Annotated in this window: 15 protein-coding genes and 1 pseudogene; 8 read left to right on the top strand and 8 right to left on the bottom strand. The window is 66.7% G+C overall.

Annotation, left to right across the window (positions count from 1 at the left end; all coding sequences use genetic code 11):
• Positions 1-53 precede the first annotated feature (53 nt).
• Entirely contained in the window at positions 54-710 is a 657-nt protein-coding gene (locus tag HG421_RS19020) for a hypothetical protein (protein WP_169707710.1), read from the bottom strand.
• A gap of 97 nt (positions 711-807) precedes the next feature.
• Between HG421_RS19020 and HG421_RS19015 the strand changes: the two genes are divergently transcribed.
• Together HG421_RS19015 and HG421_RS19010 are read left to right on the top strand one after the other, a co-directional pair.
• Complete coding sequence (locus HG421_RS19015; RefSeq protein ID WP_211161748.1) at positions 808-2,106, top strand: murein hydrolase activator EnvC family protein; 1,299 nt, start codon at positions 808-810, stop codon at positions 2,104-2,106.
• A gap of 293 nt (positions 2,107-2,399) precedes the next feature.
• The gene (locus HG421_RS19010) at positions 2,400-3,893 is read left to right on the top strand and encodes a S41 family peptidase (RefSeq protein ID WP_169707709.1); all 1,494 of its coding nucleotides are present in this window, start codon (positions 2,400-2,402) and stop codon (positions 3,891-3,893) included.
• Positions 3,894-4,133: 240 nt separating this feature from the next.
• Here HG421_RS19010 and HG421_RS19005 read toward each other — a convergent pair.
• The 3 genes and pseudogenes from HG421_RS19005 to HG421_RS18995 form a co-directional block, all read right to left on the bottom strand.
• Positions 4,134-4,793: pseudogene (locus HG421_RS19005) on the bottom strand (NAD(P)-dependent oxidoreductase).
• Complete coding sequence (locus HG421_RS19000) at positions 4,793-5,113, bottom strand: DUF1820 family protein (RefSeq protein ID WP_169707708.1); 321 nt, start codon at positions 5,111-5,113, stop codon at positions 4,793-4,795. Before HG421_RS19000 ends, HG421_RS19005 begins: the two are co-directional and overlap by 1 nt.
• 95 nt (positions 5,114-5,208) lie before the next feature.
• Complete coding sequence (locus HG421_RS18995; protein ID WP_169707707.1) at positions 5,209-5,901, bottom strand: rhomboid family intramembrane serine protease; 693 nt, start codon at positions 5,899-5,901, stop codon at positions 5,209-5,211.
• A gap of 218 nt (positions 5,902-6,119) precedes the next feature.
• On the opposite strand from HG421_RS18995, the gene HG421_RS18990 reads away from it, so the two are divergent.
• The 6 genes from HG421_RS18990 (at position 6,120) to HG421_RS18965 (ending at position 12,598) form a co-directional block, all read left to right on the top strand.
• The gene (locus HG421_RS18990; RefSeq protein ID WP_169707706.1) at positions 6,120-7,460 is read left to right on the top strand and encodes an outer membrane protein transport protein; all 1,341 of its coding nucleotides are present in this window, start codon (positions 6,120-6,122) and stop codon (positions 7,458-7,460) included.
• A gap of 194 nt (positions 7,461-7,654) precedes the next feature.
• Positions 7,655-8,359 carry a 2OG-Fe(II) oxygenase gene (locus HG421_RS18985; RefSeq protein WP_169707705.1) on the top strand — a complete coding sequence of 235 codons (705 nt, stop codon included), beginning with the start codon at positions 7,655-7,657 and terminating at the stop codon, positions 8,357-8,359.
• Positions 8,360-8,573: 214 nt separating this feature from the next.
• Positions 8,574-9,704, top strand: coding sequence for a PA0069 family radical SAM protein (locus HG421_RS18980; protein WP_169708265.1), 1,131 nt, complete (start codon positions 8,574-8,576; stop codon positions 9,702-9,704).
• Positions 9,705-10,020: 316 nt separating this feature from the next.
• On the top strand, positions 10,021-11,481 hold the full coding sequence (gene cls / locus HG421_RS18975; protein WP_169707704.1) for a cardiolipin synthase: 1,461 nt from the start codon (positions 10,021-10,023) through the stop codon (positions 11,479-11,481).
• Between the two features lie 71 nt (positions 11,482-11,552).
• A complete protein-coding gene (locus tag HG421_RS18970) occupies positions 11,553-11,822 on the top strand; it encodes a hypothetical protein (RefSeq protein ID WP_029218131.1) in 270 nt (89 codons plus the stop codon).
• 8 nt (positions 11,823-11,830) lie between these two features.
• Positions 11,831-12,598 (top strand): pyridoxine 5'-phosphate synthase, encoded by a 768-nt coding sequence (locus HG421_RS18965; protein ID WP_169707703.1) that lies wholly within the window; start codon positions 11,831-11,833, stop codon positions 12,596-12,598.
• Between the two features lie 88 nt (positions 12,599-12,686).
• On the opposite strand, the gene HG421_RS18960 is transcribed toward HG421_RS18965, so the two are convergent.
• From HG421_RS18960 to exbB, 4 genes are all read right to left on the bottom strand, one after another.
• Positions 12,687-12,986 (bottom strand): ExbD/TolR family protein, encoded by a 300-nt coding sequence (locus HG421_RS18960; protein ID WP_169707702.1) that lies wholly within the window; start codon positions 12,984-12,986, stop codon positions 12,687-12,689.
• Positions 12,987-13,170: 184 nt separating this feature from the next.
• Entirely contained in the window at positions 13,171-13,584 is a 414-nt protein-coding gene (locus HG421_RS18955) for an ExbD/TolR family protein (protein ID WP_169707701.1), read from the bottom strand.
• A 3-nt stretch (positions 13,585-13,587) separates the two neighbouring features.
• Positions 13,588-14,010: an ExbD/TolR family protein gene (locus HG421_RS18950; protein WP_005912447.1), complete on the bottom strand. Its 423-nt coding sequence runs from the start codon at positions 14,008-14,010 to the stop codon at positions 13,588-13,590.
• Positions 14,011-14,056: 46 nt separating this feature from the next.
• On the bottom strand, positions 14,057-14,818 hold the full coding sequence (gene exbB / locus HG421_RS18945) for a TonB-system energizer ExbB (protein ID WP_005912445.1): 762 nt from the start codon (positions 14,816-14,818) through the stop codon (positions 14,057-14,059).
• Positions 14,819-14,899 lie beyond the last annotated feature (81 nt).

Here is a 14,899-nt window from a genome sequence, read left to right as displayed (position 1 = left end):
GAACTCCTCGTGCAACGGAGTTCCGATCTTAGAGCGTCCGTGTGGTGAGCGCGTCAGTCCTTGGGCGCCACGTCGCTGTCGAAGCTGCGGGCGGTGGCGCCGCTGACCGCACCGATCTTGGCGCTGCGGTGCACGTACAGGTCCACCTCACGCTCGAAATGCAGCGGCCCGTCGACCACCGCCTTGGGGCCGATCACCACACGCGGCTTGCGCGCCGGCTTGAACGAAAAACCGAAATTCGGCTTGGTCACCGTGATGCCGCCATGCACGTGCGAGCCCACCCCGACGGTGATGTCGCCATTGACCGTCTCGATGCCTTTGCCGAGCTCGGTTTCCACCAGGCCGACACTGCCGTTGACGGTTTCCACGCCGCCACTGACCTGACTGCCGCGCTCCACCAGCACGCTGCCGTTGACGGTTTCCAGCCCGCCGGACACGGTGACCTTCTGGCCCAGGGAGATCGCGCCGTTGACCGTGGACACGCTGCCGGTGCGTGCGCCGTTGCCGATCTGGATCCCGCCGTTGACGGTTTCCACGTTCTTGGTCTGCGCGCCGGCGCCGACCTCGATGGACCCGTTGACCGTTTCCAGGCCGCCATACACCTGGCCGGCTTCGGCACTGATGCGGCCATTGACCTTGCTGATGTCGTCGTCGGCCCAGGCGCTCGCGCAGGCCAGGGACAATGTCAGAAGAAGAACGTTGGGCTTCATGCTGAACCTCGCGCGGTGGCGGCAGTCTGGGACGTGGCGGCGATCACACCATGGGTGGCTACAATCGCGCACCTGCCTGAAGTCACTGGACCGTTCGTTGGCCTCTTCGCCCGCACTGCTGCCGCGCCCGCCATTCGCCTTTGCCACGGGGCGTGGCCGCGCGTGGCTGGCCGCTGCCGCGTTGGCGTGCTCGCTGCTGGGCAGCGCCGGCGTGGCGGCGCAGAGCCAGCGCGAGACCGAGCGCAAACTGCAGCAGCTGCGCGATGAACTCAAGACCATCAGCGCCGATCGGCGCGACCTGGAAGGCAAGCGCGGCACCGCCGCCCAACAGCTGCGCCAGGCCGACGAAAAGGTCGCCAAAACCGCGCGCGCGCTCAGCGAGACCGAAGCGGCGATGCAGACGCAGCAGCAGCACCTGTCCACGCTGCAGCAAGACCGCGCGCGCCTGCAGCGTGGCCTGCAGGGCCAGCGCGCGCAGCTGGCCGCGTTGCTGCGCGCTGCCGACCAGGTGGGTCGCAACGCGCCACTGAAGGTCTTGCTGTCGCAGGACACCGTGGGCGATGCCACGCGCATGCTGGCCGACCACCGCTATGTGCAGAACGCACGCGCGCAGCAGATCCAGGCACTGACCACCCAGCTGGACGCATTGGCCAAGGTGGAACAGGACATCGCCAGCCGGCGCCAGGCGCTGGAGGCCGCACGCGCACAGCAGAAGGCGCAGGCAGCGGCGCTGCAGAAGGATCGCGCGCGACAGGCCGCCACCGTCGCGCAGCTGGACGACCGCTACAAACAGCGCGCCGAACGCGAAAAGGCCCTGGGCCAGGATGCCAAGGCGCTGGAACAGCTGCTCGCCAATCTGCGTGCCGCTGCCGCCAAGGCCGAAGCCGAACGACGCGCCGCGGCTAAACGCGCTGCCGCCGAAGCCGCCGCGCAGGCCAGACGCGGCCAGTCCGAGCGCCCCGAGCGTGCCGGCAAGACGCCGCCCAAGGTCGTGGCCAGCGCGCCAGCGCCCAAGGTGGGAGGGCTCAGCTGGCCGGTGTCGGGCAACCTGCTGGCCCGCTTCAATGCCACCTTGCCCGATGGCCACACCAGCAAGGGCGTGTTGATCGGTGCGCCCAAGGGCACCACCGTCACCGCCGTGGCCGATGGCACGGTGGTGTTTTCCGACTGGATGACCGGCTACGGCATGATCCTGATCGTGGACCACGGCAACGGCTACATGAGCCTGTATGCGCACAACGACACCTTGCTGCGCGATGCCGGCGCGGCGATCAAGCGCGGCGACGCGGTGGCCAAGGTCGGCAACTCGGGCGGGCAGGGCGTGCCGGCGCTGTATTTCGAACTGCGCCGCAACGGCCAGCCGGTCGACCCCTCGAGCTGGTTGCAGCGGCGTTAGTCGCTGCGCGCGATGGCGGTGATGGCGGGAGGCGCTTGCAGCCCTCCAGCAGGGCACCTGTGTCGATGCTGCCGGCGGTGTGACCGCCGGGCGCCTTGCCTGCCAGATGCAGTGCGCCGCGCCAAAGCCACACCACGACACAGGGCGCCCCGTCCGCTACCGGCCTTCCCGCTGGCTGCCCTGCAAACGCCTGCGCGCTGCCTGCGCAATTCAACGCGGATTTACCGCTGCTTCGCGCATAATCCGGTCAGCCCCGCGTTGCGGGGCGTCTTATCTCTTTGTCGGAGTGCTTCATGCGCGTAGCCGTACTGTCCGTTGCCCTGTCGCTGGCCTTGTTCGCGTCGCCTGGTTGGGCGCAGACCGCCCGTCCCGCCGCCGCTGCCGCCCAGGCCACCGCGGACGACCCGGAAGCCGATGAAGCCGCCGTCTCCAAGGTACCGCTGGACGAAATCCGCCGCTTCGTGGCGGTGTACAACGCGGTCAAGCAGGCCTACGTCGACCCGGTCGAAGACAAGAAGCTGATGCATGCGGCGGTGCGCGGCCTGCTCTCGGACCTGGACCCGCACAGCACCTATTTCGACAAGGAAGACGCCGAGGCCTTCGACGAACAGGCCAGCGGTGCCTACGACGGCATCGGCGTGGAGTTGCTACAGCAGCAGGACAACACGCTCAAGGTGATCGCGCCGATCGACGACACCCCGGCCGCGCGGGCCGGCATCCGCGCCGGCGACGTGATCGTGGCCATCGACGGCAAGCCGATCGATGCCAGCAAGGCGATGGAACCGCTGCGCGGCGAATCCGGCAGCAAGGTCACCTTGACCATCGTGCGCGACAAGACGCCCAAGCCGTTCGACGTGACCCTGCAGCGCCAGACCATCCGCGTGGCCAGCGTGCGCAGCAAGCTGCTGGAGCCGGGCTACGGCTACATCCGCATCAGCACCTTCCAGGCCGACACCGGTGCCGACTTCCAGAAGAACCTCAAGCAGTTGCAGGCCGGCGGCAAGTTGCGCGGCCTGGTGCTGGATCTGCGCAGCAACCCCGGTGGTCTGCTGACCTCGGCGGTGCAGGTGGCCGACGACCTGCTCGACAAGGGCAACATCGTCAGTACCCGCGGGCGCATCTCCATCAGCGATGCCAAGTTCGATGCCACCCCGGGCGATCTGCTCGGCGGCGCACCGGTGGTGGTGCTGGTGGACGCCGGCTCGGCCAGTGCCTCGGAAGTGCTGGCCGGTGCGCTGCGCGACAACCAGCGCGCGCGCATCGTCGGCAGCCGCACCTTCGGCAAGGGCTCGGTGCAGACCGTGCTGCCGCTGGACAACGGCGATTCGGTCAAGCTCACCACCGCGCGCTATTACACGCCCAGCGGCAAGTCGATCCAGGCCAGCGGCATCGTGCCGGAAGTGCAGCTGATGCCCGAACCGCAGCCGGGCGATGCGGATGTGCCGGCCAGCCTGGCCGACTACAGCGAAGCCACCTTGCCCGGCCATTTGCGTGGCGACGACGAGGGCGAAGAAGGCTACAGCGCCGGCGATGTGTTGCCGGGCGATGGTCCAATCGCCGCGGCCCTGTCCGAACTCAAGCAGCCCGGCTCGGCCGCCAAGGCGCAAGCCGCGCGCAAGGCCAAGGCCCAGGCGGCACAGAAAGCAAAGGCCGCCGCCAAGCCTGCAACCGAGGCGAAGCCGGCGGCAGCGCGTCCGGCTGCAACCGACAAGCCCAGGCCTGCCGACAAGCCGAGCGAAACGGCCGAACCGGCTGCGCCTGCGGACAAGCCCGAACCGGTCAAGTAATCCGGCCACCGCGCAGCGGGTACATCACCCGCTGCGCGCTCGGCGCGATCGATGTGCGCCGGCACTGCAACACATCCGCACGCCTTCCTCGATACTCCATTGGCCACGGCGCTGGCGGGGTTCGACGTCGACCATGGGCGCTGCCACAGCGCAGGCACTGGAGAGCGCAAAGGCTGTTGTAGGAGCGAGCCTGGTCGCGACAGGCCTTACCGAACACGCGATCAGCACGTCAAAGACACGTCAGCGCGCAATCGCCAACGCCTCGGGATTGACCAGATTGCGCGGCGTACCGGCGGCAAACGCCAGCACGTTGTCGAATGCGGCCTCGAAATACTGCGCGTAGCTGTCGCGCTCCACATAGCCCAGGTGTGGCGTGGCCAGCACACGCGGATGCTGCAACAACCGATCGCGCGCATCCAGCACCGGTTCGCGTTCGAACACATCCACCGCTGCCTGCGCCGGCCTGCCGGCATCGAGCGCGGCCAGCAAGGCACCGGGGGCGATCAGTTCGGCGCGGCTGGTGTTGACCAGCAAGGCATCGGCGCGCATGCGCGCCAGATCCTGCGCGGTGACCTGGTGGCGGGTCTGCGCGGTCAGCCTGCGATGCAGCGACAGCACATCGCTGCGTTACTGCGTGCAGGCGGCCACGTCCACATGCGCGCCGACACGCCCGGTCTGGCTGATCAACTTCAACCGTGGCAGCCGCAGCAGCAGCGTGGCGTCCACGCGCGTGCGCTCGCGGATCAGCACCAGCGCATCGGCTTGGACCAGATGCTCGGCCCATGCGTTGGGATCGGTGGCCAGCGCGCCGAGGACCTGCACGTCATGCCCCTGCAAGCGCTGCAGGCAGGGGAGGTGACGCACGGCGCCCTGGTAATCGTCGGGCACCACGATGCGCATCAGCGCGGCTTGCCCGGCAGCGGGAAGGGGGTGACCACCTTGTCGCCGGTGACCGCATCGCGGATCACCGACTGGCCCTTCTTTTCCACCTCTTCGATGCGCACGATGCTCTGCATCGGCAGGTGCAGGGTTCGGGTATTGCCGAACTCCTCGCGCAGGCGTTCTTCGGTGGGGTCCACCACCAGCCCGTCGTGCACGTCGAACACCAGCTCGCCGATCTGGTTGAAGCCCCACAGATGGCTGCCGGTCACTTCGCGTGCGTAGAGCTCATACACCTTGCCGTGATTGAGGAAGGTGACTTTGTACAAAGGCTTGGCCATGCGCCGATTATAGGCGCGCCAGTGCAGTGGACGCAGCGCGCGCGTCGACCCGCCATGCGCTTACGACTCCGGCACGCACATGCAGTCGCGCCGCGCTAGAACCCATGCCGCTTGCGCAGGCGCCGGGCGATGGCGGCGCGCACGTACAGCCCATAGACGATGCCGAACACGAAGCCGGCGATATGCGCCGACCACGCCACCATGCCGAAGGCCGGGCCGATATAGGCGAACACCACCTGCAGCAGCGCCCAGGCGCCGATCAGCAGCGGCGCCGGCACCCGGATGAATTCCAGGAACAGCCCCAGCGGCAGCACCACCCCGAGCTTGGCACCGGGAAACAGCGCCAGGTAGGTGCCGATCAAGGCCGACACTGCGCCCGAAGCGCCGATGATCACCCGGTCCGGCGTGCCGATGGCGAAGATCGCCGCCAGGTTGGATGCCGCCCCGCCCACCAGAAACAGCAGCAACAGTCGCCAGGGCCCCAGGATGCGTTCGGCCGGCAGCCCGAAGATCAGCAGGAACACCAGGTTGCCCAGCAGGTGCGACCAGTCGGCGTGCAGGAACAACGCGGTGAACAGCCGCAGCACGCTGCCGTCGCGCAGCGTCGCCCACCAGTCGCCCAGGTTGGACACGCCGCTGGACAGGGCCCCCCAGTCCAGCCACAGCGTATTGCGCGCCTCGCCCGGCCGGCTGATCGACCACAGATACGCCAGCCACACCGCGGCGAACAGCAATGGCACTGCCCAGCGCCGGGTGGGTTTCTTGCGGGAGGGGAGGGAGACGAACATCGGACCGGCACAATAGCGGGTCCTCAGGCCTGAACCCAGCCCCAACCCAGCCGCGCGTTCAGGACTAAAGTCGTTATTGTTGGGTTAATCGTGGTGGGTATACTGCGTACGGCGTCGTATGTCGGGGGGGGGTCTCCGGCGCGCTCCAGGCACTGGATTGGTGCTGGGCGCGGGCGCTGAACCGACCATTGCAGTCTTTATCCGGAGAGCTACAACTCATGTCTACCGCTTCCACTCTCAGCCGCGCCACCCTGCTGGCCGTTGGTATTGCCGGTGTATTGGCCGTTGGCCAGGCGCACGGCGCCGCATTCCAGCTGAAGGAAAACAGCGCCAAGGGCCTTGGCCGCGCGTTCGCAGGTTCGGGCAGCGCCCCGGACGATGCCTCCATCATCGTCAACAACCCGGCCGGCATGCGCCAGCTGGACGGCCGCCTGTTTCAGGCCGACGTCAGCGCCATCCACTTCTCGGCCAAGTTCGATCCCGAGGTCGCCAACTACGCCAACGGCGCGCCGGTCTCCGGCGGCAATGGCGGCGACGCGGGCATGATCGCGCCGGTCCCGGCCATGTATTTCCATGTGCCGTTCGGCGAGAACGACAACATGCACCTGGGCACCTCGCTGACCGTGCCGTTCGGCTTCAAGACCGACTACGACCGCGACTGGGCCGGCCGCTACCACGGCACCAAGACCGAGCTGCAGGCGATCGACTTCAATGTCGCGTTCTCCTACGACGTGAACCCGTACGTGTCCTTCGGTGCCTCGGTGTTCGCCGAGCGTCTGGACATCGACCTGGCCAACGCGGTGGACTTCGGCAGCATCCTGGCCGCGCGCCGCGTGCCGGGCTTCGCACCGGGCAGCGCCGACGGCTACTCGCGCATCAAGGGCGACAGCACCGAAGTGGGCTTCACCCTGGGTGGCTTGTTCAGCATCGACGAGAACACCCACATCGGCTTCAGCTACCGCTCGCAAGTGGAGCACAAGATCACCGACGGCACTGCCGACTTCACCACCCCGCCGAACGCCGCTGCCGTGCTGGGCGTCGCCGCACCGGGTACCTTCGTCGACACCAAGGGCCGCGCCACCGTCAAGCTGCCGGCCAGCGCCACCGCCAGCTTCACGCATAACGTGAACGAACAGTGGTCGATCATGGCCGACGTCACCCGCACCGCCTGGAGCAAGTTCGACCAGGTGACGGTGGACTTCGCCTCCAACCAGCCCGACAGCGTGCTGGACTTCTCCTACCGCGACACCACCTTCGCCTCGATCGGTGCCGACTACCGCATGAGCGATACGCTGACCCTGCGTGGCGGCCTGGCCTACGACCAGACCCCGACCACCGCCGAGCACCGCGACGTGCGCGTGCCCGATGCGAGCCGCAAGTGGGTCTCGCTGGGTCTGAGCTGGCGTCCGTCGCAGCAGGCCGAATACAACTTCGGCTACACCCACCTGTTCGTCAGCGACCCGACCAGCGACACCCGCAGCGCCACCGGCGACCGCCTGGCGGGCAGCTACGACGTGCAGGGCAACATCCTGGCCGCGTCGATCAACTACAAGTTCTGATCATCGCAGCACGCAGCGTCAGGCAGAACCCCGCTTCGGCGGGGTTTTTCTTTGGCCCGATGCGCCCGGGCAACGCGTGGTGTACTGCCATGCAGTGGTATCACCGTCCTTGGAACAAGGCGATACGCTCAACGGCAGCGCACGTGGGCCAGGCGAGCTGTGCAGGTGTTGCCCGGATTGCTATGGTCGAGCGCATGAGCCAACCCGACTTCATCCAGATCACCGACAACGCCATCCCGGCCAGCGACTGCGCGGCCATCGTGCAACGCATGCGCGAGAGCCAGCAGCTGCATCCGGGCCGCATCGGCGGTGGCGTGTTTCCCGAGCTCAAACACAGCCGCGATTTGCGCATCAGCGGCGTGGAGGCCTGGGCCGCGGTGGAAGGCCGCCTGCAGCAGGCTGTGTTCGACGGCGTGCTGACCTATCTGCGGACCTATCCACAGGCGCTGATTTCTCCGTTGATGCTGCAGGTCACCACCGCCGACGGCACGCCGCACCGGCTGGTGGCCGAGGACATCGTGCAGATGAGCGACCAGGCGCTGGGCGATCTGGCCCGCACCTGCCTGCGCCCGGGCGCGATCAACCTGCAGTGGTACGCCGCCGATCAAGGCGGCTACCCGTACTGGCATTGCGAGTTGTACCCGCGCGATGCCAGTGCCGACACGCTGCACCGGCATCTGTTATGGACGCTGTACCTCAACGACACGTTCGAACAGGGCGAAACCGAATTCCTGTTCCAGCAACGCAAGGCGCGCCCGCGCACCGGCAGCCTGCTGATCGCCCCCACCGCCTTCACCCACACCCACCGCGGCAACCGCCCGGTCGGCGGCGACAAGTTCATCGCCACCAGCTGGATCCTGTTTCAGTCGGCGCAGGTGTTGTATGGAGCTGAGCCGTGAATGGGGAATGGGGAAAGGGGAATGGTTAGGAGCGGGTTGATCGGCGCTCTGTGGGTTCTGACGTGGTGTCTGATCTTGAGGCGCAGGTGGGCGGTGCGCGCTGGCTGTGTTTTGCAGGCAGGTTTCCAGCGGCGGGGGCTTGTTCGCGCGCTTCTGTGTGAGCATTTCCGTTGCTCCGCTTGCTGTGTGGGTTGTTAGCATTAATACTAACGACATGCCTACCAAGACTGTTCAAGCGGGCGCGAGCGACGGGGCCGACCGGGATGTGCGCAGTTCGCGGACGGTGATCAAGGGGCGCGGCACCACGTCCTACGTGCCGGGACGCTTTTCGGTCACCACCGCCGTCGAGATCGATGATGGCTGGGGCACGGTCGAACCGGAGGCCGAGGCTGTCGTGCGTCCCAGGACGGTGGTGACCGAGGAAGTCGCGCGCAGCATCATCAGCCGCAACGCTTCGCCCGACATCGGGTTTTCGCAGTCGGTGAACCCGTATCGCGGCTGTGAGCACGGCTGCGTCTACTGCTTTGCCAGGCCATCGCACGCCTATCTGGATCTGTCGCCCGGGCTGGATTTCGAGACGCGGATCTTTGCCAAGCCCAACGCTGCAGCGCTGCTGCGTGCGGAGATCGCCCGCCCGTCCTACCGGTGCTCGCCGATTGCGTTGGGCATCAATACCGACGCCTACCAACCTGCCGAACGGCGCCATGGCATTTCCCGGCAATGCCTGGAGGTCCTGGCCGAGGCCCGGCATCCGGTGAGCTTCGTGACCAAGGCGGCCTTGATCGAACGCGACATCGATGTGCTTGCCGAGATGGCCCAGCACAACCTGGTGTCGGTGTATTTCTCGGTGACCACGCTCGACAATCGGCTCGCGGCGAAGATGGAGCCGCGCGCCGCGGCGCCGCATGCACGGCTGCGCGCGATGCGCGCGTTGCACGCCGCCGGCGTGCCGGTGGGCGTGCTGGTGGCTCCAGTGATCCCGATGATCAACGACACCGAACTGGAGCGCATCCTGGAAGCGGCCAGCGCGCACGGCGCACGCTCGGCCGGCTACGTGGTGTTGCGCCTGCCGCACGAGCTCACCCAGCTGTGGCGCGAATGGCTGGAGCTGCATTATCCGGATCGCGCCAGGCACGTCATGAGCCTGATCCAGCAAATGCGTGGCGGCAAGGACTACGACAGCCGCTTCGGCAAGCGCATGGTCGGCGAAGGCCCGTTTGCGGAGCTGATCGCGCAACGCTTTTCCATCGCGTATCGACGGCTTGGATTCGCGCGACTGCCGAGGCTCGATACCAGCCAGTTCCGTGCGCCCAGGCCGCAGACACCGCAGTTGGCGTTGTTTTGATCCGGCTCGATGTGCGCTTGCACGTGCCGTGCTGCAGTGCCGGCCTCGGCTCCGCATCGCCTGTGCGGCGCCTCTCGTTGGCGGCGGGTGCTACGTCATGACCTGCAAGAACTCCGCAGTGACCCGGGTCACGTGACGGGCTGATGCCATCGAGCCGCTGAAGCACGATGCCGCAATCGCCTCCTTCGCGGGCGACATCGTCGGTTTGGAAGGACGCCCATCAGCGCACAGGCCAGCAGCCTGGCTCGCACTGCAGCAGCGCAAGATCGGCGCCAATGGGCATCCCACCACCGCGTGCGCCCCGTAGAATCCGCGCATGCCCGCAATCGCACAGGGCGCGTGGGATTGGCTGGCCAACCTTCCCCACCTCGAAGCGCTCCTTCTGGCCGCCTACGTGCTCTACCTGCTGTGGATCGCCAGCTGGATCGTGCTGCAGAAACGCGAACCGGTGGCCACGCTGAGCTGGGTATTGTCGCTGGCGGCACTGCCGTACCTGGGCCTGCTGATCTATTACTGGCTGGGCCCGCAGAAGGTGAAACGGCAGCGCCTGCGCCGCGGCCGCTCGCGCTCGGGCATGGAGAGCTACAGCAGCGTGTGCCCGCCGGATGCCGATTGCACCGAGCTGGCCAAGATCGGCCAGTCCACCACCGGCCTGGCACCCAGCACCGCCACCGAAGTGCAGTGGCTGGTGGATGGTGCGGCCACCTACGCCGCCATCATCGAGGCCATTGCCGGCGCGCGCGACCACATCCATCTGGAGTACTACATCTTCCAGCCCGACCACAGCGGCACCGCGATCTGCGAGGCGCTGATGGAACGCGCCCGCGCCGGGGTCAAGGTGCGGCTGCTGATGGATGCGATCGGCTCCTCGGCGATGACCCGGCGCGCCCTGCGCACACTGCGCGAGGCCGGCGTGGAAACCGCCTGGTTCCACCCCTCGCAGTTCCTCAAGCCGTTCAAGCGGCCCTGGCTCAACTTGCGCACCCACCGCAAGCTGGTGGTGGTCGACGGCCGGGTCGGCTTCACCGGCGGCATCAATGTCACCGACGAAGAGAACGAGCAGGTGCGCACCGATGCCTACCGCGACCTGCATGTGCGCCTGCACGGCCACGTGGTGCGCAGCCTGCAGTTGGTGTTCCTGGAAGACTGGCTATATGCCACCGGCCAGGGCCGCGCCGCCTTCCACGGCCAGCAGCTGTGGCCGGAGGATGTGCCAACCCGCGCGCAGGGCACGGTCGATGCGCAGGTACTGGTGTCCGGGCCGGATTCGTCGTGGGAGGCGATCCACCGGCTGATGGTGGCGGCCATCCATGAGGCCAAGCACCGCGTCTGGCTGGTCACCCCGTACTTCGTGCCCGGCGAGGCGGCCCGGATGGCGCTGACCTCGGCCGCGCTGGGCGGGCTGGACGTACGCTTGCTGGTGCCGCGGGTCAGCGATTCGCGCCTGGTCACCTACGCGGCACGCTCGTATTTCGACGAGCTGCTGGAAGCCGGCGTGCGCATCTACGAATACGGCCCGCGCATGCTGCACACCAAGGCGCTGCTGGCCGACGACGAGGTCTGCATCGTCGGCAGCGCCAATTTCGATAGCCGCAGTTTCCGCCTCAATTTCGAGTTATCGATGCTGTTCCGCGACCAGGCGGTGGCCGCCGAGCTGGCCGGCATGATCGGCACCGATCTGCAGCAGGCGCAGGAAGTCCGCTTCGTGCGCCTGCGCCCGTTATGGCGCTCGCGCCTGCCCGAAGCCTTCGCACGGCTATTGTCGCCGCTGCTGTGAACCCACGCCGGCCCACGTGGAACCGGGCCGGGCGCAGCGCTACACTGCCGCCACTCAACGGGGAGCTCGTCATGCACTGGCTGTTTCTGCTTATGGCACTGGGTGCGCTGGTGCTGGCCTTCAGCACGCCGCACGTGTGGTTGCTGGTGGTCTCGCTGCTGGTGGCGCTGGTGCTGTTGCTGCTGTGGACACGCGGCTGGTTTGCCTCGCGCATGGGCGATACCCAGCGCGACACCAGCAGCATGATCGACCCGGCCGAGCTGCGCCGACTGCGCGAAGTGGCCGAAGCACGCAAGGCGGCGGCGCTGGCCGCGGCGCGCGACGGCGAGCCGCAGGCCTGAGCACACCTGTGACCACCCGGCTCAGCGTCAACGTCAACAAGATTGCGGTGCTGCGCAACTCGCGCGGTGGCCACGACCCGGACGTAGTGGAGGCCGCACGCGCCTGCATCGCTGCCGGTGCGCACGGCATCACCGTGCATCCGCGTCCGGACCAGCGGCATATCCGCGCCGACGACGTGCTGGCGCTGGGTGCGCTGACCCGCACGCACGGGGTCGAATTCAATATCGAAGGCAATCCGTTCGCGCCGCCACGCGCAGGCTACCCGGGGTTGCTGGAGCTGTGCCGTGCCACGCGTCCGGAGCAGGTGACGTTGGTGCCCGACGGCGACGGCCAGCTCACCTCCGACCATGGCTTCGATTTCGCACAGGACACCACCGGGCTGGGCGAATTGATCGCCGCGTTCAAGGCCCTGGGCAGCCGCGTCAGCCTGTTCGTCGATGCCGGCAATGCCCAGATCGGCCAGGCGGCGGTGCTGGGTGCGGACCGCATCGAGTTGTACACCGGCCCCTATGCACAAGCGCATGCCGACGGACAGCCAGCCGATGCGTTGGCCGAGTTCGCGGACGCCGCACGTCGCGCCGCAGAGCATGGCCTGGGGATCAATGCCGGGCACGATCTATCGCAAGCCAACCTCGGCGCGTTTCTCGCCACCGTGCCCGGTGTGCTGGAAGTATCGATCGGTCACGCCTTGATCGGCGAAGCGCTGTACCAGGGACTGGATGCCACGGTGCGCGCGTATGTGCAGCTGCTGCGCGGTGCAAGCGCGCAGGCATAGCGCCTGGCTTGCGGTGGCTGACACCGCCGCAGCGTAAGCAGTCAATGACCCGGGTAGCGCGGCAACTGCCTGCGCCATCCGTGCGAGTTCATTGCACAAACGCGATGCGTTGCACCTGTGCGTTCTTGGCAGCGGCAAGCACCTTGGCAAGGACCGCGTACTCGGCATCCTGGTTGGCGGCGATACGCAGCTCGGGCTGGTTGCCGGCCGTCTCGCGCATCGTATCGGTCAGGCGTGGCTGCAGCGCCTGCAGACTGACCGGACTGGCGTTCCAGAACACCTGGCCCTCGGCATCCAGTCGCAATGCGATCGGTGCAGGCGGCTCGAGTGGTACGCGCGGTTGGTTGGTGGCTTGCGGCAGGTCCAGCGTGATCGTGCGCGTCACCATCGGTGCGGTGAGGATAAAGCTGCACGATCGAGCATACGCTTGCTGCCGGAATAGGGAAGGGTGCAAGCCGCCAGCCAAGGTTGGCGCACGTTTGGCCCCCAACCCGCAGCATAAAAAAACGCCACCGTTTCCGGTGGCGTTGCAGTCGCGTCATGACTGTTGTGTTGCGGTCTTGCAACTACGTTTACTGCTGCATGAAGCCGATTTTCTTCATCTGCGCGTTCTTCGCAGCGGCCAGCACCTTGGCCATCACTTCGTACTCCGCATCCTGATTCGCATCGATGCGCAGTTCGGGCTGATTGGTCGGATCGGCCTGCACCACTTCTTCCATCTTCTGCTGCAACTGATCCACCGGCGTCGGGCTGTTGTTCCAGAACACCTGGTTGCTGGCGTCGATACGCAGCTCGATCGGCGGCGGCGGTTCGGTCGTCTGCGGGGGCGGGTTGAGCACCCGCTGCGGCAGATCCACGGCGATCGGGTAGGTCATGATCGGCGCGGTCACGATGAAGATGATCAGCAGCACCAGCATCACGTCCACCAGGGGCGTGACGTTGATGTCGGCCATCGGCCCACGGCTTCCACCAGTACTAAATGCCATGGCTTACTGCCCCTTCACTTTGGTTGCAACGAAACCGACGTCCAGCATGCCCTGACCCTGCGCGATCTTGGTGATCTCGTTGATCGTACGCATCTTGGTCGTGCGGTCGCCACGCAGGTTGAGCGGCGGCTGCGGGGTCTGCTGCGCGGCGGTGGACAGGCGCGACTCCAGGGCTTCCTTGGAGATCGGCTCGTCGTTCCAGTACAGCGACCCGTCTTCCTTGACGGCCAGGGTGATCGGCGCGGCGCGTTTCTCCGCATCTTCCTTCTGGATCAAGTTGGCCTCTGGCAGCTCCACCTTGACCTTGTGGGACATCAGCGGTGCCGTAATGATGAAGATGATCAGCAGCACCAGCATGACGTCCACCAGGGGCGTCACATTGATGTCGGCCATCGGGCCACCGCTGTTTCCACTACTGAAGGCCATAACGGGCTCCGTCTAAATCGTTGCGAAGGCGTTCTTGACGACCGGATCAGCGAACGCGCGAACCGGTGGCGAAGAAGTCGTGCAGGTCGTGGGCAAAGGTGTCGAACTTGGCGATCACCGAGCTGTTGACCTTCGAGAAGAAGTTGAAGGCGAACACGGCCGGGATGGCGACGAACAGACCGATCGCGGTCATGATCAGCGCTTCACCCACCGGGCCGGCAACGGCGTCGATGGAGGCCGAACCGGTTGCACCGATCTTGATCAGCGCGCCGTAGATACCCCACACCGTACCGAGCAGACCGACGAACGGCGCGGTCGCACCGACGGTGGCCAGCAGGGTCATGCCCGACTGCAGCTTGGTGCTTTCGCGGGTCACGGCCTGACGCAGGGCGCGGTCGACGAACTCCGAACGGCTCAGGCTCTCGCCCAGGCCACCGGTGCTGCCTTCGGCGCGCTGGTGGTGCGCAGCTGCCTGGGCAGCGTCCAGAGCAATCTTGGAGAACGGCTCGGAAGCCGGCTGTTCTTCCATGGCGCGGATGGCGTCCTGTGCATTCGGGGCATCCCAGAACGCGGTGGTCACGCGGTCAGCCGCGCTCTTCAGGCGGGTGGCGCGGAAGATGTTGATGACGGTCCAGTACCAGGAGGCAGCGGACATGGCGATCAGGGTGATCAACACGACCCAGGACACGGCGAAATCGCCGGGGCTGGAGGTCATTTCGGTGATCAAGTGCTCGAAGCCCATCTGCGACAGAGCGGCCGACGGATTGGAGCCCCCTGCAGCGGCGGCGATAAAGAATTCCTGCAGCATGACGCTTACCTTTGTTGTGTGTGGTGATGAAGGGTGGAGCGAAAGGAAGACAGGATCCTGGGCCAGCCGAAGCCGGCCCGT

This window comes from Xanthomonas campestris pv. badrii, from assembly GCF_012848175.1.
In the GTDB taxonomy this organism is placed as follows: domain Bacteria; phylum Pseudomonadota; class Gammaproteobacteria; order Xanthomonadales; family Xanthomonadaceae; genus Xanthomonas; species Xanthomonas campestris_C.
Note: the sequence above shows the minus strand (reverse complement) of the source record. Positions and strands in the feature narration are given on the sequence as shown.